Genomic DNA, 17355 nt, shown 5'->3' with positions numbered 1-17355 from the left:
CGGTCACGAGTTGACCTGCGTCGTGACCAGGTTGGAGAAGGTGGTCAGCCGGGTGTAGACACCCGGGTAACCGGCCTGGGCGCAGCCTTCGCCCCAGGAAGTGATGCCTGCCAGGACGCCCCCGATGAGCAGGGGGCCGCCGCTGTCGCCCTGGCAGGTGTCCACGCCGCCGGAGGCCTTTCCGGCGCACACCATGTCGCTCTGCACGAAGTCGGAGCCGTAGGAGCTCGCGCAGCTGGAGTCGGACACGGTCGGTACGGTCGCGGTGCGCAGCTGGTTGGAGCTGCTGCCGCCCGAGGAGGTGGTGCCCCAGCCGAGGATGCGGGCCGTGGTGCCGGCCGCGTACACCGAGGTCTGGGAGGAGGAGACGTACGTCGCCGGGGTGTACGGCATCGACGTCGACAGCGTCAGCACGGCCACGTCGTCGCCGTTGGTGGCGTCGGTGTAGCTCGGGTGGATCCATATCTTGCTGACTCTGGCGACCGTGCCGTTGGTGCCGTTGAGGTAGGTGCGGCCACCGACGACGCGCACACTGCTGGTGCTCTCGCCGACCATGCAGTGCGCGGCGGTGACGACCTTCGTGGGCGAGACCAGCGTGCCGCCGCAGAACTGGTTCTGCGAGGCGTCGGTGATCTGCATGACGAACGGGTACGCGGACGTCGTGGTCGTGGTGCCGCCGACGATCGGCTGGGGCGCGGCGACGGCCGTGGGGGCGGCGAGCAGCGCGGTCGTGGCGGCGGCAGCGGTCGCCGCGGCGACGGCGGCGGCCTTCTTGGCAATGCTGAGCCCGAACATGGGTCTCCTTGGGGAGTTGCCGGTGGGGGTCGCGCGGGTGGTGGTGCACGGGGACCCTGACGCCGTTGTTCGGATCTCCGTGTGCCCGGCGAGCGGCACGCCCCAAAGCTAGAGCCCGGACGAGGGGGCGCCCAATGAGGGAACCCCCTAAGGGAGTTGGGCAGGGATAACCCTCGGTCCGGTGGAATAAACCCAGGTGGGTCAGGTCGTTCGGCGGCCCGCCGCCAGCCGGACGATGTCCACCCGGGAGCGGATGCCGAGCTTGCGGTAGACCCGGGTGAGGGTCGCCTCGACGGTCTTGACGCTGATGAACAGGCGCCCCGCGATCTCCCGGTTGGTCGCGCCCTCCATCACCAGCGAGGCGACCTGACGCTCCATCGCGGCGAGGCCCTCCAGCGCGTCGAGGGCGACGGCCGGCGCGGCGGCGGCCGGTTCCACCGCCGCGGGACCCGCCGTGGCGGCCGCGTCGACCTGCCGCAGCCAGGGCAGCGCGCGGCAGCGCCGGAACAGCCGGGCGGCCTCGTCGTACGACGCCGGTCCCGGCAGCGGTCTGGCACCGGCTCGCGGGGAGGCCGCGGCCTGGGCGCGCAGCCGGGCCAGCGCGAAGGCGGCCCGGGCCTCCTCCAGGCCGTACCCGAGCCGGCCGAGCCGGTCCTGCACGGACGTCAACCGGACGACGGCGGCCTCGTGTTCGCCGCGTGCCGCCCGCACCAGCGCCTCGGCCCGGTCGAGGACGGCCAGCACGCTCTGCCGGCCCAGCCGCAGCGCGTGCGCCCGGGTGGTGTCGATGACGTCCTGGGCCTCGCCCGGCTCGCCGATGCGGACCAGGGCCTCGGCGAGGTCGCCGTGCCAGCGGCCGCGCCCGGGGTCGTTGATGCCGAGCCCCTGCTCCAGCTCCCGCACCCGGCGCAGCGAACGGACGGTGGCGGCCGGGTCGCCGGCCACCAACTGGGCGTAGCCCAGCGCCGCGAGGGCCCGGGACAGGTACATCTGGTCACCGTCGACCTCGGCGTGGTCGGCCGCCTCCCGGGCCAGGGCCAGGGCCCGGTCGACGTCCCCGGCGGAGGCCTCCGCGAGGGAGGCGAGCATGGCCGAGGCGCCTTCGCCTATCCCGGAGTCCCGGGCCAGCCGCAGACTCTCGCGGGCCAGGTCCAGGGCCCGTCCGCAGTGCCCGGAGCGCAGTTCCGTGTCGGCGAGGAAGCGCAGGAAGTGCACCTCGCTCTCGACCATCCCGCGCCGGCGCACCTCGCGCAGCAGCGCGGTGATCGTCGCCCGCGCCTCGGGCAGCTGGTCGCTCATGATCAGCCAGCGGAATCGGGCCGACCCCGCGCCGTTGTGGTGGCAGGCCACATAGGGGTCCTGGGGTTCCTTCAGCGCCCGCTTGACGGTCACGGGGGCGTCCGGATGACCCATCAGGGTCTCGGTGGAGGCCTGGAAGGACAGCGCCATCAGCTCGGTGCGCCGGTCCCCGCCCCGGGCGGCCAGCTCCGCCGCGTGCGCGGCCTCCTGGCGGGCCTCGGCGAAGTCGCCCTCGACGACCAGGCCGCGCCAGGCCAGCTGGTAGTGGACCTGGGCGAGCAGACGCGGGTCGTCGCCCGCGTCGGCCAGGACCTGCGGGAAGACGGCGTCGACGTCGCCGAGGGCCTGGCCGGCCGCCTCGATGACCGCCATCCAGGCCCGCACCCGCTCGGTGGGCACGGTGGCACGCGTCAGGACGTCACGTGCGATGTCCCGGGCGAGATCGGCCTCGCCTGCGGTGATCGCGTCCTCCGCGGCCTGCAGACGGCGCTCGTCGGGGCCCGGGGTGCTGTCCGCCGGGGTGTGCCGGGCGGACAGCAGCCCGAGCGAGGCGGCCACGGAGGGCGCCCCGCGGTCCCGGGCCAGCGCACCGGCCTCGGCCAGCCGGGCCGCCACGTCGGGGTCGGTGCCGGTGGTCGCCAGGGCCAGGTGCCGGGCCCGCTCGATCGGGTCGGAGGCGGCCGTGGACAGCGCGGTGTGCACGGCCCGCCGCTCCTGTGCCGGGGCCTCCGCGTACAGGGCCGCCGAGATCAGCGGGTGCGCGAACCGCAGGGCCGGCGCCTCGGGGTCCGTGGCCAGCAGGCCCAGCGCCGCCGCCTGGGCCGTCTCGGCCTCGGCGTGCTCCCGCCCGGCCGCGTGCAGCAGCGCCAGCGTGGGACGGGCACCGGCGCTGGCGACGAGGAGGGTGCGGCGCGCCTCGTCGGACAGCATCTCCAGCCGGCTCAGCACCAGGGCGCGCAGCGAGGTGGGCACGGGCAGCGGCTCGCCCGGCCGGGGCCGGGCAGGGCTCTCGGCCAGGGCCCGGCCGAGCTCCAGTGCGAAGAGGGGGTTGCCGCCGCTGGTGCGGTGGATGTCGCGGATCGTGGAGCGGGACAGGGGCGTGTAGCCGCGGTGGTCGAGCAGCGCGGAGACCTGCGTACGGTTCAGCGGGCCCAGCCGGACGGCGAGCGTGTCGGGCGGGGACGCCGGCAGGTGGCGGTCGTACTCCTGGCCCTCGGTCCGCACCGCGCACAGCATCTGCACGGGTGTGTCGCCCAGTCGGCGGGCCGCGAAGCCGAGCAGCTCCGCACTGGCGGCGTCCAGCCACTGAAGATCGTCGGCGACCACGAGCACCGGGCCCTTCGCGGCGAGAACGCGCAGCGCCGACAGCACCGCCAGGCGCAGCGCGAGCCCGTCGCGCTGGAGTGTGGACTCGCCTCGGCCGGTGAGCGCCGACTCCAGGGCGGTGCGCTGGGCGGCCGGCAGCGCGCCGGACACATCGTCCAGGACCAGACCGAACAGGTCGGCCAGCGCCAGGAAGGGCAGGTGCGATTCGGACTCGGTCGCCGAGCAGCGCAACACCGTCCGGTCCGCGCCCCCGTAATCCGCGGCCAGCGCCCGCAGGACCGTCGACTTTCCAATTCCGGCGGGGCCGTGGAGCAGCACACTGCCCCCTCGGCCGAGCTGCTCACGTGCCGCCGTGAACAGGTCCTCCCGGCCGATGACCAGGTCGGGGCGGCTCCTGGGAGGCTCCTGGAAGTCCCGTGGCACGGTCACCGCTTCCCTCCCTGTGTCGTGTCCTGGCCAATATTAGGCAACAGCTCTTTGAATTTCGGAGGGACGGGGTGGTGAGGGAAATAACAACGAGTGTCGGCGGACGAAAATTTTTCGCCCTGGCGAATGCGGCGGAACACGAGGCCGGCACCCCGTCGGCAACCCCGGCGGACCGCACGAGCGAGCGCAGCGGAAAGCACCACAAAACTATGGCAACCACCCCGCCCGGCGCGCGGCGACCACGGCCTCGCCGCGGGTGCGGGCCCGCAGCTTCCGCATGGCCGACCGCAGGTACCCCTTGACCGTCTCCGGCGTCACCCCCAGGCGCTCCGCGGCGACCGCGTTCGTCGCCCCCGCCGCCACGCACGCCAGCACGTCCACCTCGCGCGGCGCGAGCCGGACCCGGGGCGACCCGGCGGACTCGGGCGTCAGCAGCGCACACGCGCCGAGCAGCTCCTCGCGCAGCTCCGGGTCCGCGATCCGCGGCGCCAGCGCCCGCAGGGCCGTGTGCGCCTCCCGCACCTGCTCCCACCCCGGGCCCGCCCCGTCACCGGCACCGGCCTCGGCGGCCAGGGTGCGGGCCTCCTCCCGGACCACCAGCGCCCGCTCCAGGTCCCGCGCCGCCTCCACGGCCACGTCCAGCATCCGCCCGCCCAGCGGCAGAGCCGTGCGCAGCGCCCCGTACAGCACCCCGCGCACCCGGTGGCGCACCACCACCGGCACGGCAAGCACCGAGCGCAGCCCCTCCGCGGCCACCGGGGCGTCGTACTCGTGGCTGATCTGCCGCGACGCCGAGTAGTCCGTCACCACGCACGGCCTGGACAGCGCCACCGTCTTGCCGCCCAGACCGGTGCCGGAGGTCACCGCCAGCGACCGCAGGGCGTGCGTCGCCGTGCCGCTCAGCTCGCTGATGCGCATCCGCTGCCCGGCCTCCATCAGGCCGCCGAACGCGACCGGAAGGCCGGTGCCCCGCCGCAGACGCAGCAGCGCGTCCCGTATCTCGACCGCGTCGGACGCGTCCGTCGTCACCTGATCGCCCCTTCACTACGGCTCCTGTGCGGGCGCACCCCCCGTTCGGGGGTAGTGAGACCTGCATCACGGATTACACGATGGCTCAGAGCCGCCCGGCAATGGTCCGGTACCCAGGAGGACAGATGACATCGGCGACGGAGCTGTTCCGCAGTGCGCGGGATTTCCTGCTGGAACACCGCGACGACTACCCGGCCGCCTACGCGGGCTTCCGCTGGCCGCGCCCCGAGTACTTCAACTGGGCGCTCGACTGGTTCGACGTGATCGCCCACGGCAACGCCCGCACCGCCCTGCACCTGGTCGAGGAGGACGGCCGTGAGACCCGGCTGTCCTTCGGGGAGATGTCGGTACGGTCGGCCCAGTTCGCCTCCTGGCTGCGCGACCGGGGCGTGCGCGCCGAGGACCGGATCCTCGTCATGCTCGGCAATCAGGCCGAACTGTGGATCACCGCCCTCGCCGCGATGAAACTGCGCGCGGTGGTCATCCCGGCCACCCCGCTGCTCGGCCCGGCCGACCTGCGCGACCGCGTCGAGCGGGGCCGGGTCCGGCACGTCATCGCGCGCCCGGAGGACACCGGCAAGTTCGGCGAGGTCCCCGGCGACTACACGCGCATCGCCGCGGGCGCCGCCGGCGCGGTGCCGGAGGGCTGGCTGCCGCTGGACGACGCCTACGAGGCCTCCGCCGACTTCACCCCCGACGGCCCGACCCGGGCCGACGACCCGCTGATGCTCTACTTCACCTCGGGCACCACCGCCCGGCCCAAGCTCGTCGAACACACCCACACCTCGTATCCGATCGGCCATCTGTCGACCATGTACTGGATCGGCCTGAAGCCCGGCGACGTGCATCTGAACATCTCCTCACCCGGCTGGGCCAAGCACGCCTGGTCCAATCTCTTCGCTCCATGGAACGCCGAGGCGACGGTCTTCCTGCACAACTACACGCGGTTCGACGCCGCTCGGCTCATGACGGAGATGGACCGGGCGGGCGTCACCACCTTCTGCGCCCCGCCGACCGTGTGGCGCATGCTCATCCAGGCCGACCTGACACAGCTGCGCACCCCGCCCCGCGAGGTCGTCGCGGCCGGTGAGCCGCTCAACCCCGAGGTCATCGAGCAGGTCCGCCGCGCCTGGAACATCACCATCCGCGACGGCTTCGGCCAGACCGAGACCGCCGTCCAGGTCGCCAACAGCCCCGGCCAGCCGCTCAAGACCGGTTCGATGGGCCGGCCGAGTCCCGGCTACCGCGTCGAACTCCTCGACCCCGTCTCCGGCGCGCCGGGCGCCACGGAGGGCGAGATCGCCCTCGACCTGTCGGAGCGCCCCGTCGGCCTGATGACCGGCTACCACGGTGACGCGGACCGCACGGCGGAGGCGATGGCCGGCGGCTACTACCGCACGGGCGACGTCGCCTCCCGGGACGACGAGGGCTACCTGACGTACATCGGGCGCAGCGACGACGTCTTCAAGGCCTCCGACTACAAGATCAGCCCGTTCGAGCTGGAGAGCGCGCTGCTGGAGCACGAGGCGGTCGCCGAGGCGGCGGTCGTGCCCGCCCCGGACGAACTGCGGCTCGCCGTCCCCAAGGCCTACGTCGTGCTGGCCGACGGCTGGGAGCCCGGCCCCGACACCGCCAAGGTCCTGTTCGAGCACTCCCGCGAGGCCCTGGCCCCCTACAAACGCATCCGCCGCCTGGAGTTCGGCGAGCTGCCCAAGACCGTCTCCGGCAAGATCCGCCGGATCGAGCTGCGTGAGGCCACGGCGGCCGGGTCGGGCGCCGAGTACCGCGAGGAGGACTTCCGGTGAACTCCTACAGCCACGGCACCGGCGCGACGGCGCTGCTCGGCGACACCATCGGCGCCAATCTGGACCGGGCCGTGGCGGCCTGGCCGGACCGCGAGGCGCTGGTCGACGTGCCGTCCGGACGGCGCTGGACGTACGCCGAGTTCGGTGCGGCGGTCGACGAACTCGCCTCCGCCCTGCACGCCTCCGGTGTCGCCAAGGGCGACCGGGTGGGCATCTGGGCGGTCAACTGCCCCGAGTGGGTGCTCGTCCAGTACGCCACCGCCCGCATCGGCGCGATCATGGTGAACATCAACCCGGCGTACCGCACCCACGAGGTGGAGTACGTCCTGAAGCAGGCGGGCGTGTCCCTGCTCTTCGCCTCCCTCAGCCACAAGACGAGCGACTACCGGGCAATGGTCGAGCAAGTCCGCGGAGCCGTCCCGGAGTTGCGGGAGGTGTCTTACTTCGGCGACCCGGGCTGGGAGGCGCTGCTCGGCCGGGCGACCCCCGACGCGGTGTACGCGGAGCTCAGCTGCGACGACCCGATCAACATCCAGTACACGTCGGGCACGACGGGCTTCCCCAAGGGCGCGACCCTCTCCCACCACAACATCCTCAACAACGGCTATTTCGTGGGTGAGTCGATCGCCTACACCGAGCAGGACAGAATCTGCATCCCGGTCCCCTTCTACCACTGCTTCGGCATGGTCATGGGGAATCTGGCCGCCACCTCGCACGGCGCCTGCATGGTCATCCCCGCCCCGTCCTTCGACCCGAAGGCGACCCTGGACGCGGTCCAGCAGGAGCGCTGCACCTCGCTCTACGGCGTCCCGACCATGTTCATCGCGGAGCTGAACCTCCCCGACTTCGCCTCCTACGACCTCTCCTCCCTGCGCACCGGCATCATGGCGGGCTCGCCCTGCCCGGTGGAGGTGATGAAGCGGGTGGTCGCCGAGATGCACATGGCGGAGGTCTCCATCTGCTACGGCATGACCGAGACGTCCCCGGTGTCGCTGCAGACCCGCAGGGACGACGACCTGGAGCACCGCACCGGCACGGTCGGCCGGGTCCTGCCGCACATCGAGGTCAAGATCGTCGACCCGGCGACAGGGGTCACCCAACAGCGCGGCAGGGCGGGTGAGTTGTGCACCCGCGGCTACAGCGTGATGCTCGGCTACTGGAATGAGCCGGAGAAGACCGCCGAGTCCGTCGACGCCGGCCGCTGGATGCACACGGGCGACCTCGCCGTGATGCGCGAGGACGGCTACGTCGAGATCGTCGGCCGCATCAAGGACATGATCATCCGCGGCGGGGAGAACATCTACCCCCGCGAGATCGAGGAGTTCCTCTACGGCCACCCCAAGATCCAGGACGTCCAGGTCGTCGGCGTCCCGCACGAGCGCTACGGCGAGGAGGTCCTGGCCTGCGTCATCGCCCGCGACCCGGCCGACCCGCCGACGCTGGAGGAGGTCCGGGCCTTCTGTGAGGGGCAGTTGGCGCACTACAAGGTCCCGAGCGGGCTGCGGATCCTCGACTCCTTCCCGATGACGGTGTCGGGGAAGGTGCGCAAGGTGGAGCTGCGGGAGAGGTTCGCGGACGGCTGAGGTGCGCGCTCGCACCGGTCACAGTGGCGCGCGCATGCACACCCGGGGCCAGCGGTCGAGGCCGTGCCCGGCCTCCGTCGCGCGGATCGCGCGGAGGCCGGGTGTCAGGTCCGCCTCGGGGAGGGGCCGGAAGCCGAGGCGGGCGTAGTAGGGGGCGTTCCACGGGACCTCCGTGAAGGTGGTCAGCGTCAGGGCCGTCAGGCCCTCCTCGCGGGCGCGGTCGGCGGCGTGGGCCAGGAGGGCGCGGCCCACGCCCCGGCGCGCGGCGCGCGGGTGGACCGAGACCTGTTCGATGTGCAGGGCGCCGTCCACGGGTTCAGCGAGGAGGTAGGCGACCGGCAGGTCCCCCTCGTCCACCGCCACCCAGCAGCGGCCCGCCCGGCGGTAGCGCTCCAGGATGTCGAGCGCGGGCGGATCGTCGTCCGCGATCTCCGGCATGCCGAACTCACGGAAGGGCGCTCCGGCGGCCCGTTCGATGTCCTGCAGGACCGGGAGTTCGGCTCGGGTGGCGAGGCGGATGCGCATGCGGTGAGTATGCGGCGCGGTGGGGCCCGGGGTCAGGGCGCCCGGTTCCCGAGGCCGTCGGCGGCCAGCGTCTCGGCCGGGGTGTTCACCGGCCTGGGCGTGCCGGTGAGGTCCAGCACGAACAGCGGGACGCCGAGGGCGTCGGCGCGGGTCCGGGCGTCGTCGGCGTACCCGGAGAGGGAGAAGTAGAGGCAGTCCGCGGATTCCGTCATGGCCGTCAGCCACAGGCACTCCACGTCCCGCAGGGTCGCCGGGCGCGCCGCTGGATCCACCTGGGCGACGACACCGCGGGCGGCGAGACCGATGCCGGAGGGCGGACGCTGGTCCGCCCTGCGCACGCCCCGGTAGCCGAGCCAGCGCAGATACAGGGCGGTGGCCGTGACCGCGTCGCGCGCGGTGCGGATCGTGACGGAGAGGAAGGGCGGCCGGGCAGGACGCGCCGCGGCGGCGAGTGCCGCGGCATCGCGCGGACGGTCGGGCTGGTCGGGCCGGTGGGCCGAGTCCTGCCGAGGGTCCCGGTCGATGGCGTCCTCCTGGCCGGCCGCGCCGCTTCGGCCGTTGCCCGGGCCCCGGGCGGCTGCCGTGCCGCGCGCCGTGCCGTCCTGGCCGGTCTTCGGTTCCCGGCCGGCTGCCGTGCCGTCCTGGTCGGTCTTCGGCTCCTGGCCGGGCGGGCCCTCGTGGCCGGTCGCGCCGCTTCGGCCGTTGCCCGGGCCCCGGGCGGCTGCCGTGCCGCGCGCCGTGCCGTCCTGGTCGGTCTTCGGTTCCCGGCCGGCTGCCGTGCTGTCCTGGTCGGTCTCCGGGCCCCGGGCGGCCGCCGTTCCGCTTTCGTCCCCCGCGGCGGCCCGGCCCGTCGCGCCCCGTTCCGCCACCACCGCCACCCGCAGCACCACCCCGCACGCGCACCCCACCTCCGGACGCGGCCACTCCCCGCGGCGCCCGCAGGAGCCGCACCGCACCGTCACCCAGTCGTCCTGCCAGTTCCGGTGCGACACGGGCGTCGCCGACCCGTCGCGGTCCAGGCGCGGGGCGACCGGCGCGCCGCACACGCAGGGGTACGCCGGTGCCGTGTAGCGGTGCTCGCGGCGGCAGGCCGGGCAGCGCACCGGAACGGTCTCTGCCATGTCCACTCCAGAACCGTGTCGTATCGGGACGGCGTGCCCATCGTGCTCCCTCCGGTCCCGGCCTGTCCGGCGCTTGCCGTCTCTTGACGCCCTTCGTCCACCCCACATACATTCATTCCAGATCGTAGAAAATAATTTCCGCAATACGGAAGAGCTCACCGCGGGGCGCGACGGGAGTGCGAATCCGACAGCCGAAGCAGGAGTACTCGATGGCTCGAATGACCGCTGCCCGCGCGGCAGTTGAGATCCTCAAGCGTGAGGGCGTCGCCGACGCGTTCGGTGTCCCCGGCGCGGCGATCAACCCGTTCTACGCGGCGCTCAAAGCCTCCGGCGGCATCGCCCACACCCTCGCCCGGCACGTCGAGGGCGCCTCGCACATGGCCGAGGGCTACACCCGCACCCATCCCGGCAACATCGGCGTCTGCATCGGCACCTCGGGCCCGGCCGGCACCGACATGATCACGGGGCTGTACTCCGCGATCGGTGACTCCATCCCGATCCTGTGCATCACGGGCCAGGCCCCGACCGCCGTGATCCACAAGGAGGACTTCCAGGCCGTCGACATCGCCTCCATCGCGGGGCCGGTCACGAAGATGGCCGTCACCGTGCTGGAGGCAGCGCAGGTCCCGGGCGTCTTCCAGCAGGCCTTCCACCTGATGCGCTCCGGCCGCCCCGGCCCGGTCCTCATCGACCTGCCGATCGACGTCCAGCTGACGGAGATCGAGTTCGACCCGGAGACCTACGAGCCGCTCCCGGTCTACAAGCCCGCCGCGACCCGGGCCCAGATCGAGAAGGCCATCGGGATGCTGAACGCCTCCGAGCGGCCGCTGATCGTCGCGGGCGGCGGCGTCATCAACGCCGACGCGGCCGAACTCCTCGTCGAGTTCGCCGAACTGACGGGCACTCCGGTCGTCCCGACCCTGATGGGCTGGGGCCTGCTGCCCGACGACCACGAGCTGAACGCCGGCATGGTGGGCCTGCAGACCTCGCACCGCTACGGCAACGCGACCTTCCTGGAGTCCGACTTCGTCCTCGGCATCGGCAACCGCTGGGCCAACCGCCACACCGGCAAGCTCGACGTCTACACGGCCGGGCGGACGTTCGTGCACGTCGACATCGAGCCCACCCAGATCGGCAAGATCTTCGCCCCGGACTACGGCATCGCCTCGGACGCCAAGGCCGCCCTGGAGCTGTTCGTCGAGGTGGCCCGCGAGCTGAAGGCGGCCGGCACGCTGCCCGACCGTTCCGAGTGGGCCGAGGCCGCGCAGGAGCGCAAGGCGACCCTCCAGCGCCGTACGCACTTCGACGACATCCCGATCAAGCCGCAGCGCGTCTACGAGGAGATGAACAAGGCCTTCGGCCCGGAGACCCGGTACGTCTCCACCATCGGCCTCTCGCAGATCGCCGGCGCCCAGATGCTGCACGTCTACCGGCCCCGGCACTGGATCAACTGCGGCCAGGCCGGCCCGCTCGGCTGGACCATCCCGGCCGCGCTCGGCGTCGCCAAGGCCGACCCGGAGGCGTCCGTCGTCGCGCTCTCCGGCGACTACGACTTCCAGTTCATGCTGGAGGAACTCGCCGTCGGCGCGCAGCACCGGATCCCCTACGTCCACGTCCTGGTGAACAACTCCTACCTGGGCCTGATCCGGCAGGCGCAGCGGGCGTTCGAGATCGACTTCCAGGTGAACCTGGAGTTCGAGAACCTCAACTCGCCGGAGCTCGGCGTGTACGGCGTCGACCACGTGAAGGTCGCCGAGGGCCTCGGCTGCAAGGCGATCCGCGTCACCGACCCCGCCGAGCTGGGCGACGCTTTCGAGCAGGCCAAGAAGCTGGCCGCGGAGCACCGGGTCCCGGTCGTGGTCGAGGCGATCCTGGAGCGCGTCACCAACATCTCCATGTCGACGACCAACGACATCGGCAACGTCGTGGAGTTCGAGGAGATCGCCACCGAGCCCGGCCACGCGCCGACCTCGATCAAGGCGCTGAAGGTCTGACATCCGCGCGGCACGAGGGGCGGCCCGTCCGGAAGGACGGTCCGCCCCTTCGGCCTCCCGCCGGGATTCCCGCTCCGGGGCTCAGTCCCCGCCGCTTCCGCCTCCGCCGCCACCGCCGCAGTAGTAGACGCCCCCACCGACGCCGCCCGTCCCGCGCGGCGCGTGCGTGGGGAGGTCCGGGCGGCCCACCTCGGCCCGGCGGACCAGACCCGCCCGCAGGGCGAACCGCGGCACCAGCAGCCGCAGGGCTGCCTCACCGTGCAGGGCGACCAGCAGCAGCCGTGCGTGGTCGGTCAGGCCCTGCCGACGCGCCGGCAGGGGATGCTCGTGCCGCAGCTCCCGGACGTGGCGGCGGGCGGCGCGGGTCGCGCCGAGCAGGGGATGGCGCAGCAGGCCCGCCTCCGCGAGCGGGATGCGCATGACGGCCACCGCGAGGCGGATGTCGGGGTCCTTCACCAACGCCTTGGGAGGCGCGGGCGCGCGCAGACAGCCGTGTACAGCGGCCGCCAGGGGAGAGGTCGGTTCCACGGCCTCCACCCCTTCCACGGCGTCCGCGACACGCGCCCGGATCGTCCCGGGCAGGTTCGCCCCCACCAGGCCCCGCAGATGCAGCTCCACCACGGCGACCGTGACGGCGGCCCGCGGGCCTTCCCCCAGCAGTGCGATCTCGTGCGGCTCCAGCCGGACCGCCGTACCGTCGCGCATGGCCTCACCCCCGTACCGGGGCCCGCCGCCCCCGTGCCGACGGGCCCCGTGTGACGAGAATGTGCCCGGCCCCGGGGGCGGTTGAAGCCCCCGGGGCCGGGTTCAGAGCTTGATTTGAGGGTTCCGTACGGGCTGTACGACCGGTGCCGTAGACGCGCTCACGCCTCGTGGTGCTCCGACAGCCCCGGCCAGTCGTCCGGCCCGCCGCCCTGCCACTCCACGAGGTCGCTCTCCGCGACGTCCGTGACGTACAGGTCGGCCAGGCGCAGGATCTCGGCGACGTCGTCGGTGTGGGTGGCGACGCCCAGCGGCTCCTCGCCCAGGGTGACCCGGCGGGAGCCGTCCAGGGCGGGGGCGTGGACCACGACATGCGGTTGCTCGGTGGGAGGTGCCATGCCTTCAGGCTGCTGCGAACGGGACCGATCCGCACCCTGAAAGCGGCTGGCCGTCCGGCGGCGCGAGGCTGGGCGCGACAGGACGTTCGCGCCGCCGGACGGGGTCTGGGGGGGGTGGGTGGTGCTGGGACCGCGGCGGGTGCGACGGGCTCCGGGGCCGGCTTCCCTCAGGTCGAGAAGCCGGTCCGGGCCCTTCACCACCGCACTGGCTCGCAGCCGCCGCGGTCCGCGCCCTGACCGTGTCCGTGCCCGGGGGACCACCCCTCATCCGGGTCGCCCCGGGCGGTCGGACACGGTCAGGGAGTTCAGTCCTCGCGCAGGGCGCGGACCGCCTCCTCCACGCGCCGCCCGTACGCGGGGTCGGCGGCGTGGAAGTGCGCGAGGTTCTTCTCGATCACGTCGTCGCGGGAGACCTGGGACGGGCCCCCAGCGATGTTCGCGACCAGGCGGGACTTCTCCTCGGCGGACATCAGCCGGAACAGCTCGCCGGCCTGGAAGAAGTCGTCGTCCTTGGTGTGCGGGGGCGCCTCGTGGGTGCCCGTGTGGCCGTTCACCGCCAGCGGCGCCGCGAGCGGGCGGCCGGTCTCGACCGGGCCGTCGTAGGAGTTCGGCTCGTAGTTCTTGGCGTACCGGCCCTGGGAGTTGGACGCCATGAGGCCGTCGCGGCCGTAGTTCTGCGCGGTCGTGGCCTTCGGCGGGTTGACGGGCAGCAGGGTGTGGTTGACGCCCAGGCGGTAGCGGTGGGCGTCCGCGTAGGCGAACAGGCGCCCCTGGAGCATCTTGTCCGGGGAGGGGCCGATGCCGGGCACGAAGTTGTTCGGGGAGAACGCGGCCGAAGTGGTACTTGACGAAGAAGGCCTCGCCCCGGCTGTTCGTCCACTGGTAGGTGTGCGAGCCGTAGCCGTTCATGTGCCGGTACGAGGCCGGGATGCCGCGGTCGCCCATCAGCCAGGTCACCTGGTGGGTGGCCTCGGGGGAGTGCGCCCAGAAGTCCCACACGTTGTCCGGCTCCTGACGGCCCGTTGGGGGCACCTCCCACGCCTTTCGGGCAGTGGGGGAGGGTCGCGCTTCTGCGAGTGGATGAAGTCCGGGAACTTGATCGGGTCCTTGATGAAGAACACTGGGGTGTTGTTCCCGACGAGGTCGTAATTGCCCTCCTCGGTGGAGAAGCGCAGGAACACCTCGGTGCGCTTGCCGACCGCGGAGAGGAAGTCGGCGTGGGTGAAGTCCGTGACGTCGTACGTCACTTCGAAGTGGCCGTACGCACCCGAGCCGCGGGCGTGCACTACACGCTCCGGGATGCGCTCGCGGTTGAAGCGCGCCGGCTTCTCCAGCAGATGCTGGTCCTGGAGCAGGAGCGGGCCGCCGACGCCGGCGGCGGCGGAGTTCTGGTTGTCGGCGACGGGGGCACCGGACGCGGTGGTGAGCACGCGCTGCGACATCGTGACCTTCCGTACGAGAGGGCAGCGGAAATGTGTTTCCGCTTTGTGGAGCCTAGGGTCGGGGCGAGCGGAGCGTCAACAGTTTGTTGAAGTGGTGGGCATGGCTGGTTCCGGGCGGCGGCGCCCCTTTGGGCGCGACAGGACAGGTGTCAGGGGCGGCGCCGCCCGGGGATCGGGGACCCCCGGGGTCACGAGGGTCGGGGGAGGGTCAGACCTGGGCGCCGGAGAGCCGCTCCACGGCCCGCAGCAGCGCCGAGTGGTCGAGGCCGCCGTCGCCCTGCGCGCGCAGGGACGCGACCAACTGGGCGACCACGGCGCCGACGGGCAGGGCCGCGCCGACATTGCGGGCGGCGTCGGTGACGATGCCCATGTCCTTGTGGTGCAGGTCGATCCGGAAGCCCGGCTTGAAGTCCCGGCCGAGGAAGTTGTCCTTCTTGCGGGTCAGCACGGTCGACCCGGCGAGCCCGCCGCCCAGCACATCCAGGGCCGCCTTCAGGTCCACGCCGGACTTCTCCAGGAACACCACGGCCTCGGCGCACGCCTGGATGTTCACGGCGACGATCAGCTGGTTGGCGGCCTTCACGGTCTGGCCGGAGCCGTGCGGACCGCACAGCACGATGGTCTTGCCGAGGGCCTCCAGGACCGGCTTCGCGGTGTCGAAGTCGGCCTGCTCGCCGCCGACCATGATGGACAGCACGGCCTCGATGGCGCCGGCCTCGCCGCCGGACACCGGGGCGTCCAGGACGCGGATGCCCTTGCCCTTGGCCGCCTTCGCCAGGTCGACCGAGGTCTGCGGGGTGATCGAGGACATGTCGATCAGCAGCGCGCCGGACCGCGCGTTCTCCAGGATGCCGTCCGGGCCGTAGGCGATGGCCTCGACCTGCGGGGAGGCCGGGACCATCGTGATGACGACGTCGGCGTCCTTCACGGCCTCGGCGATCGAGCCGGCCGCGGTGCCGCCGGCGGCGGCCAGCCGGTCCAGCTTGTCCTGCTCCAGCGTGTAGCCGGTGACCTGGTAGCCCGCCTTGATCAGGTTCTCGGACATGGGGGAGCCCATGATGCCGAGGCCAATCCAGGCGACCTTGGGAAGTGTGCTCATGATGGGGGTGCCTTTCGGGTTCGGGGTCAGCGGGCCAGCCAGTCGAAGGCCTCGGCGCTCGGGCGGTCGCCCGGCTTGTACTCGAGGCCGACCCAGCCGTCGTAGCCCGCCTTCTTCAGCTGGTCGAGGAGGTCTTCGAGGGGCAGCGAGCCGGTCCCCGGCGCGCCGCGTCCCGGGTTGTCGGCGATCTGCACGTGCCCGGTCTTCGCGGCGAACCGCTCGATCACCGCGGGGAGGTCCTCGCCGTTCATGGACAGGTGGTAGAGGTCCATGAGGAAGCGGGCGTTGCCCAGCCCCGTCGCCTCGTTGACCCGGTCGACGGCGGTCACGGCAGCCGGGGCCGACACCAGCGGGTACAGCGGGGACTCGGGCCGGTTCAGCGCCTCGATCAGCAGGACCGCGCCGATCCGGTCGGCGGCCCGGGCCGCGAGGACCAGGTTCTCCAGGGCGAGCGCGTCCTGCTCGGCCGGATCCACGCCCTCGACGCGGTTGCCGTACAGCGCGTTGAGCGCCGTGCAGCCCAGGGAGGCGGCGAAGTCGGCGGCCACGTCGATGTTGGCGCGGAACCGCTCCGACTCCTCACCGGGGATCGACAGGGCGCCGCGGTCCGGGCCCGGGAGCTGTCCGGCGTAGAAGTTCAGACCGGTGAGCCGGACACCGGCCTCCTCGATCGCGCGCCTCAGGGCGTCGAGCTCGGACTGCTCGGGGACCGGCGAGTCGACCCAGGGCCACCACAGCTCGACCGCGGTGAAGCCCGCCGCGGCGGCGGCCGCGGGGCGCTCCGGGAGGGGGAGCTCCGTGAAGAGGATCGACAGGTTGACGTTGAAGCGCTGGTCTGCGAATCCCATCGGGCTCGGCGCTCCCTTCCTGTAGTTTCCGTAATGCGGAAGTTGCTTTCTGCTTACTGGAAGATTGCCTGTGACCGGGAAGGACTGTCAAGAGCGACCACAAAAAAGAGCGCCCCCGCGCGGGGGGCGCGGGGGCGCAGGGGCGGTGGAGGTTCAGAGCGCGTCGACGCCGCTCACCCTCCAGCCCCCGGAGGTCCGGGTGAGCGTCATCCGCACTCGGTTCAGGTCGACGCGGGCCCCCGTGACCTGGGTGCTTTTGGTCACCTGGTTGACGAAGAGCAGCACGACCGCCCGGTCCGGGGAGGCCGACACGACGGACGCCGCCGGGGCGCCACCGCCCGCCGGCTCCACGACCGCCGCCTTCACCACCCCGTGGTACTTACGGGCGGTCGGCCCGACCACCGTCTTCGTGGTCCTGCCGTACTCGTCGCGGAAGTCACCGGTCAGATGTGCGCGCGCCCGGGCGAAGTCGCGGTCCAGGCGCCGGTAGTCGTACGACAGCACGACCGGAGCCGCCTTCCGCGCCGCGGCGAGCGCCTCCTGCCGGGCCTGGTCCGCGCGATGCCCCTCCCGGTACTGGCGGCCGAGCACGGCGATCGCGACCAGACCCGCCACGAGCAGGACGGCCGACGCGGCGGTGAGCAGCCTCCCGCGCGGGAACCGCCGTACACGCGTGCTCTCCCGCGGCTCCTCCTCGGCGGCCTCGGGCGACGGCTCCGGCGGGTCGTCCCAGGCGCCCCCCGGCGCGTCGACGACCATCGTGCGCCCGGAGCCGGGCTCCTCCTCCCGAAGCGGCGGTACCTCGTCCGCCGGGGACGAGACGGCGCTCCCGCCGGACTCGGGACGATGCGGGCGCCGGGCGCGCTTGGCCGCCGCGCGGGCCGCCGCGGTCATGGTGCGGCCGGCGGGGGAACCGGCGCCGCGGACGCGGGAGGTCGGATTCGCCACGGTCTTTCTCCTCAC

General features: G+C 72.8%; 12 protein-coding genes and 2 pseudogenes. 3 read left to right on the top strand and 11 right to left on the bottom strand.

Going from position 1 to position 17355, the window contains the following annotated elements; all coding sequences use genetic code 11:
- Positions 1-3 precede the first annotated feature (3 nt).
- The 3 genes from K4G64_RS00715 to K4G64_RS00705 form a co-directional block, all read right to left on the bottom strand.
- Positions 4-795, bottom strand: a complete 792-nt coding sequence (locus K4G64_RS00715) for a trypsin-like serine protease (protein WP_221754046.1) — start codon at positions 793-795, stop codon at positions 4-6.
- A 201-nt stretch (positions 796-996) separates the two neighbouring features.
- Complete coding sequence (locus tag K4G64_RS00710) at positions 997-3849, bottom strand: LuxR family transcriptional regulator (protein WP_221754045.1); 2853 nt, start codon at positions 3847-3849, stop codon at positions 997-999.
- A 204-nt stretch (positions 3850-4053) separates the two neighbouring features.
- A complete protein-coding gene (locus K4G64_RS00705; protein ID WP_221754044.1) occupies positions 4054-4875 on the bottom strand; it encodes a helix-turn-helix transcriptional regulator in 822 nt (273 codons plus the stop codon).
- Between the two features lie 125 nt (positions 4876-5000).
- Here K4G64_RS00705 and K4G64_RS00700 point away from each other — a divergent pair, with 125 nt between their 5' ends.
- On the top strand, positions 5001-6680 hold the full coding sequence (locus tag K4G64_RS00700; protein ID WP_221754043.1) for an AMP-binding protein: 1680 nt from the start codon (positions 5001-5003) through the stop codon (positions 6678-6680).
- A complete protein-coding gene (locus K4G64_RS00695; protein ID WP_221754042.1) occupies positions 6677-8263 on the top strand; it encodes an AMP-binding protein in 1587 nt (528 codons plus the stop codon). Before K4G64_RS00700 ends, K4G64_RS00695 begins: the two co-directional genes overlap by 4 nt.
- An 18-nt stretch (positions 8264-8281) precedes the next feature.
- Here the strand turns inward: K4G64_RS00695 and K4G64_RS00690 are convergent, their stop codons facing one another.
- Positions 8282-8788 (bottom strand): GNAT family N-acetyltransferase, encoded by a 507-nt coding sequence (locus K4G64_RS00690; RefSeq protein WP_221754041.1) that lies wholly within the window; start codon positions 8786-8788, stop codon positions 8282-8284.
- A 32-nt stretch (positions 8789-8820) separates the two neighbouring features.
- Positions 8821-9219, bottom strand: a pseudogene (locus tag K4G64_RS41275) (hypothetical protein); the annotation flags it as partial.
- Positions 9220-10118: 899 nt separating this feature from the next.
- On the opposite strand from K4G64_RS41275, the gene gcl reads away from it, so the two are divergent.
- A complete protein-coding gene (gcl, locus tag K4G64_RS00680) occupies positions 10119-11903 on the top strand; it encodes a glyoxylate carboligase (RefSeq protein WP_221754039.1) in 1785 nt (594 codons plus the stop codon).
- A gap of 81 nt (positions 11904-11984) precedes the next feature.
- Here the strand turns inward: gcl and K4G64_RS00675 are convergent, their stop codons facing one another.
- The 6 genes and pseudogenes from K4G64_RS00675 to K4G64_RS00650 all read right to left on the bottom strand — a co-directional run bounded on the left by K4G64_RS00675 (position 11985) and on the right by K4G64_RS00650 (position 17340).
- Entirely contained in the window at positions 11985-12608 is a 624-nt protein-coding gene (locus K4G64_RS00675) for a TIGR04222 domain-containing membrane protein (protein ID WP_221754038.1), read from the bottom strand.
- Between the two features lie 158 nt (positions 12609-12766).
- Positions 12767-13003 carry a hypothetical protein gene (locus K4G64_RS00670; RefSeq protein ID WP_167526512.1) on the bottom strand — a complete coding sequence of 79 codons (237 nt, stop codon included), beginning with the start codon at positions 13001-13003 and terminating at the stop codon, positions 12767-12769.
- A 305-nt stretch (positions 13004-13308) separates the two neighbouring features.
- Positions 13309-14445: pseudogene (locus tag K4G64_RS00665) on the bottom strand (catalase).
- A gap of 208 nt (positions 14446-14653) precedes the next feature.
- Entirely contained in the window at positions 14654-15544 is an 891-nt protein-coding gene (locus K4G64_RS00660) for a 2-hydroxy-3-oxopropionate reductase (RefSeq protein ID WP_221754037.1), read from the bottom strand.
- 26 nt (positions 15545-15570) lie between these two features.
- Positions 15571-16392, bottom strand: coding sequence for a TIM barrel protein (locus K4G64_RS00655; protein ID WP_221754036.1), 822 nt, complete (start codon positions 16390-16392; stop codon positions 15571-15573).
- A 153-nt stretch (positions 16393-16545) separates the two neighbouring features.
- Positions 16546-17340, bottom strand: coding sequence for a hypothetical protein (locus K4G64_RS00650; protein WP_221754035.1), 795 nt, complete (start codon positions 17338-17340; stop codon positions 16546-16548).
- Positions 17341-17355 lie beyond the last annotated feature (15 nt).

The organism is Streptomyces sp. WAC04114, from assembly GCF_019733245.1.
Lineage (GTDB): Bacteria > Actinomycetota > Actinomycetes > Streptomycetales > Streptomycetaceae > Streptomyces > Streptomyces massasporeus_A.
The sequence above is the reverse complement of the archived record's forward strand: the minus strand, read 5'-3'. Positions and strand labels throughout refer to the sequence as shown.

What these genes read in the sequence shown, in the direction of transcription:
- K4G64_RS00715 (WP_221754046.1), bottom strand. Translation starts at nt 795, where the DNA reads ATGTTCGGGCTCAGCATTGCCAAGAAGGCCGCCGCCGTCGCCGCGGCG.
- K4G64_RS00700 (WP_221754043.1), top strand. Translation starts at nt 5,001, where the DNA reads ATGACATCGGCGACGGAGCTGTTCCGCAGTGCGCGGGATTTCCTGCTG.
- K4G64_RS00690 (WP_221754041.1), bottom strand. Translation starts at nt 8,788, where the DNA reads ATGCGCATCCGCCTCGCCACCCGAGCCGAACTCCCGGTCCTGCAGGAC.
- gcl (WP_221754039.1), top strand. Translation starts at nt 10,119, where the DNA reads ATGGCTCGAATGACCGCTGCCCGCGCGGCAGTTGAGATCCTCAAGCGT.
- K4G64_RS00675 (WP_221754038.1), bottom strand. Translation starts at nt 12,608, where the DNA reads ATGCGCGACGGTACGGCGGTCCGGCTGGAGCCGCACGAGATCGCACTG.
- K4G64_RS00670 (WP_167526512.1), bottom strand. Translation starts at nt 13,003, where the DNA reads ATGGCACCTCCCACCGAGCAACCGCATGTCGTGGTCCACGCCCCCGCC.
- K4G64_RS00660 (WP_221754037.1), bottom strand. Translation starts at nt 15,544, where the DNA reads ATGAGCACACTTCCCAAGGTCGCCTGGATTGGCCTCGGCATCATGGGC.
- K4G64_RS00655 (WP_221754036.1), bottom strand. Translation starts at nt 16,392, where the DNA reads ATGGGATTCGCAGACCAGCGCTTCAACGTCAACCTGTCGATCCTCTTC.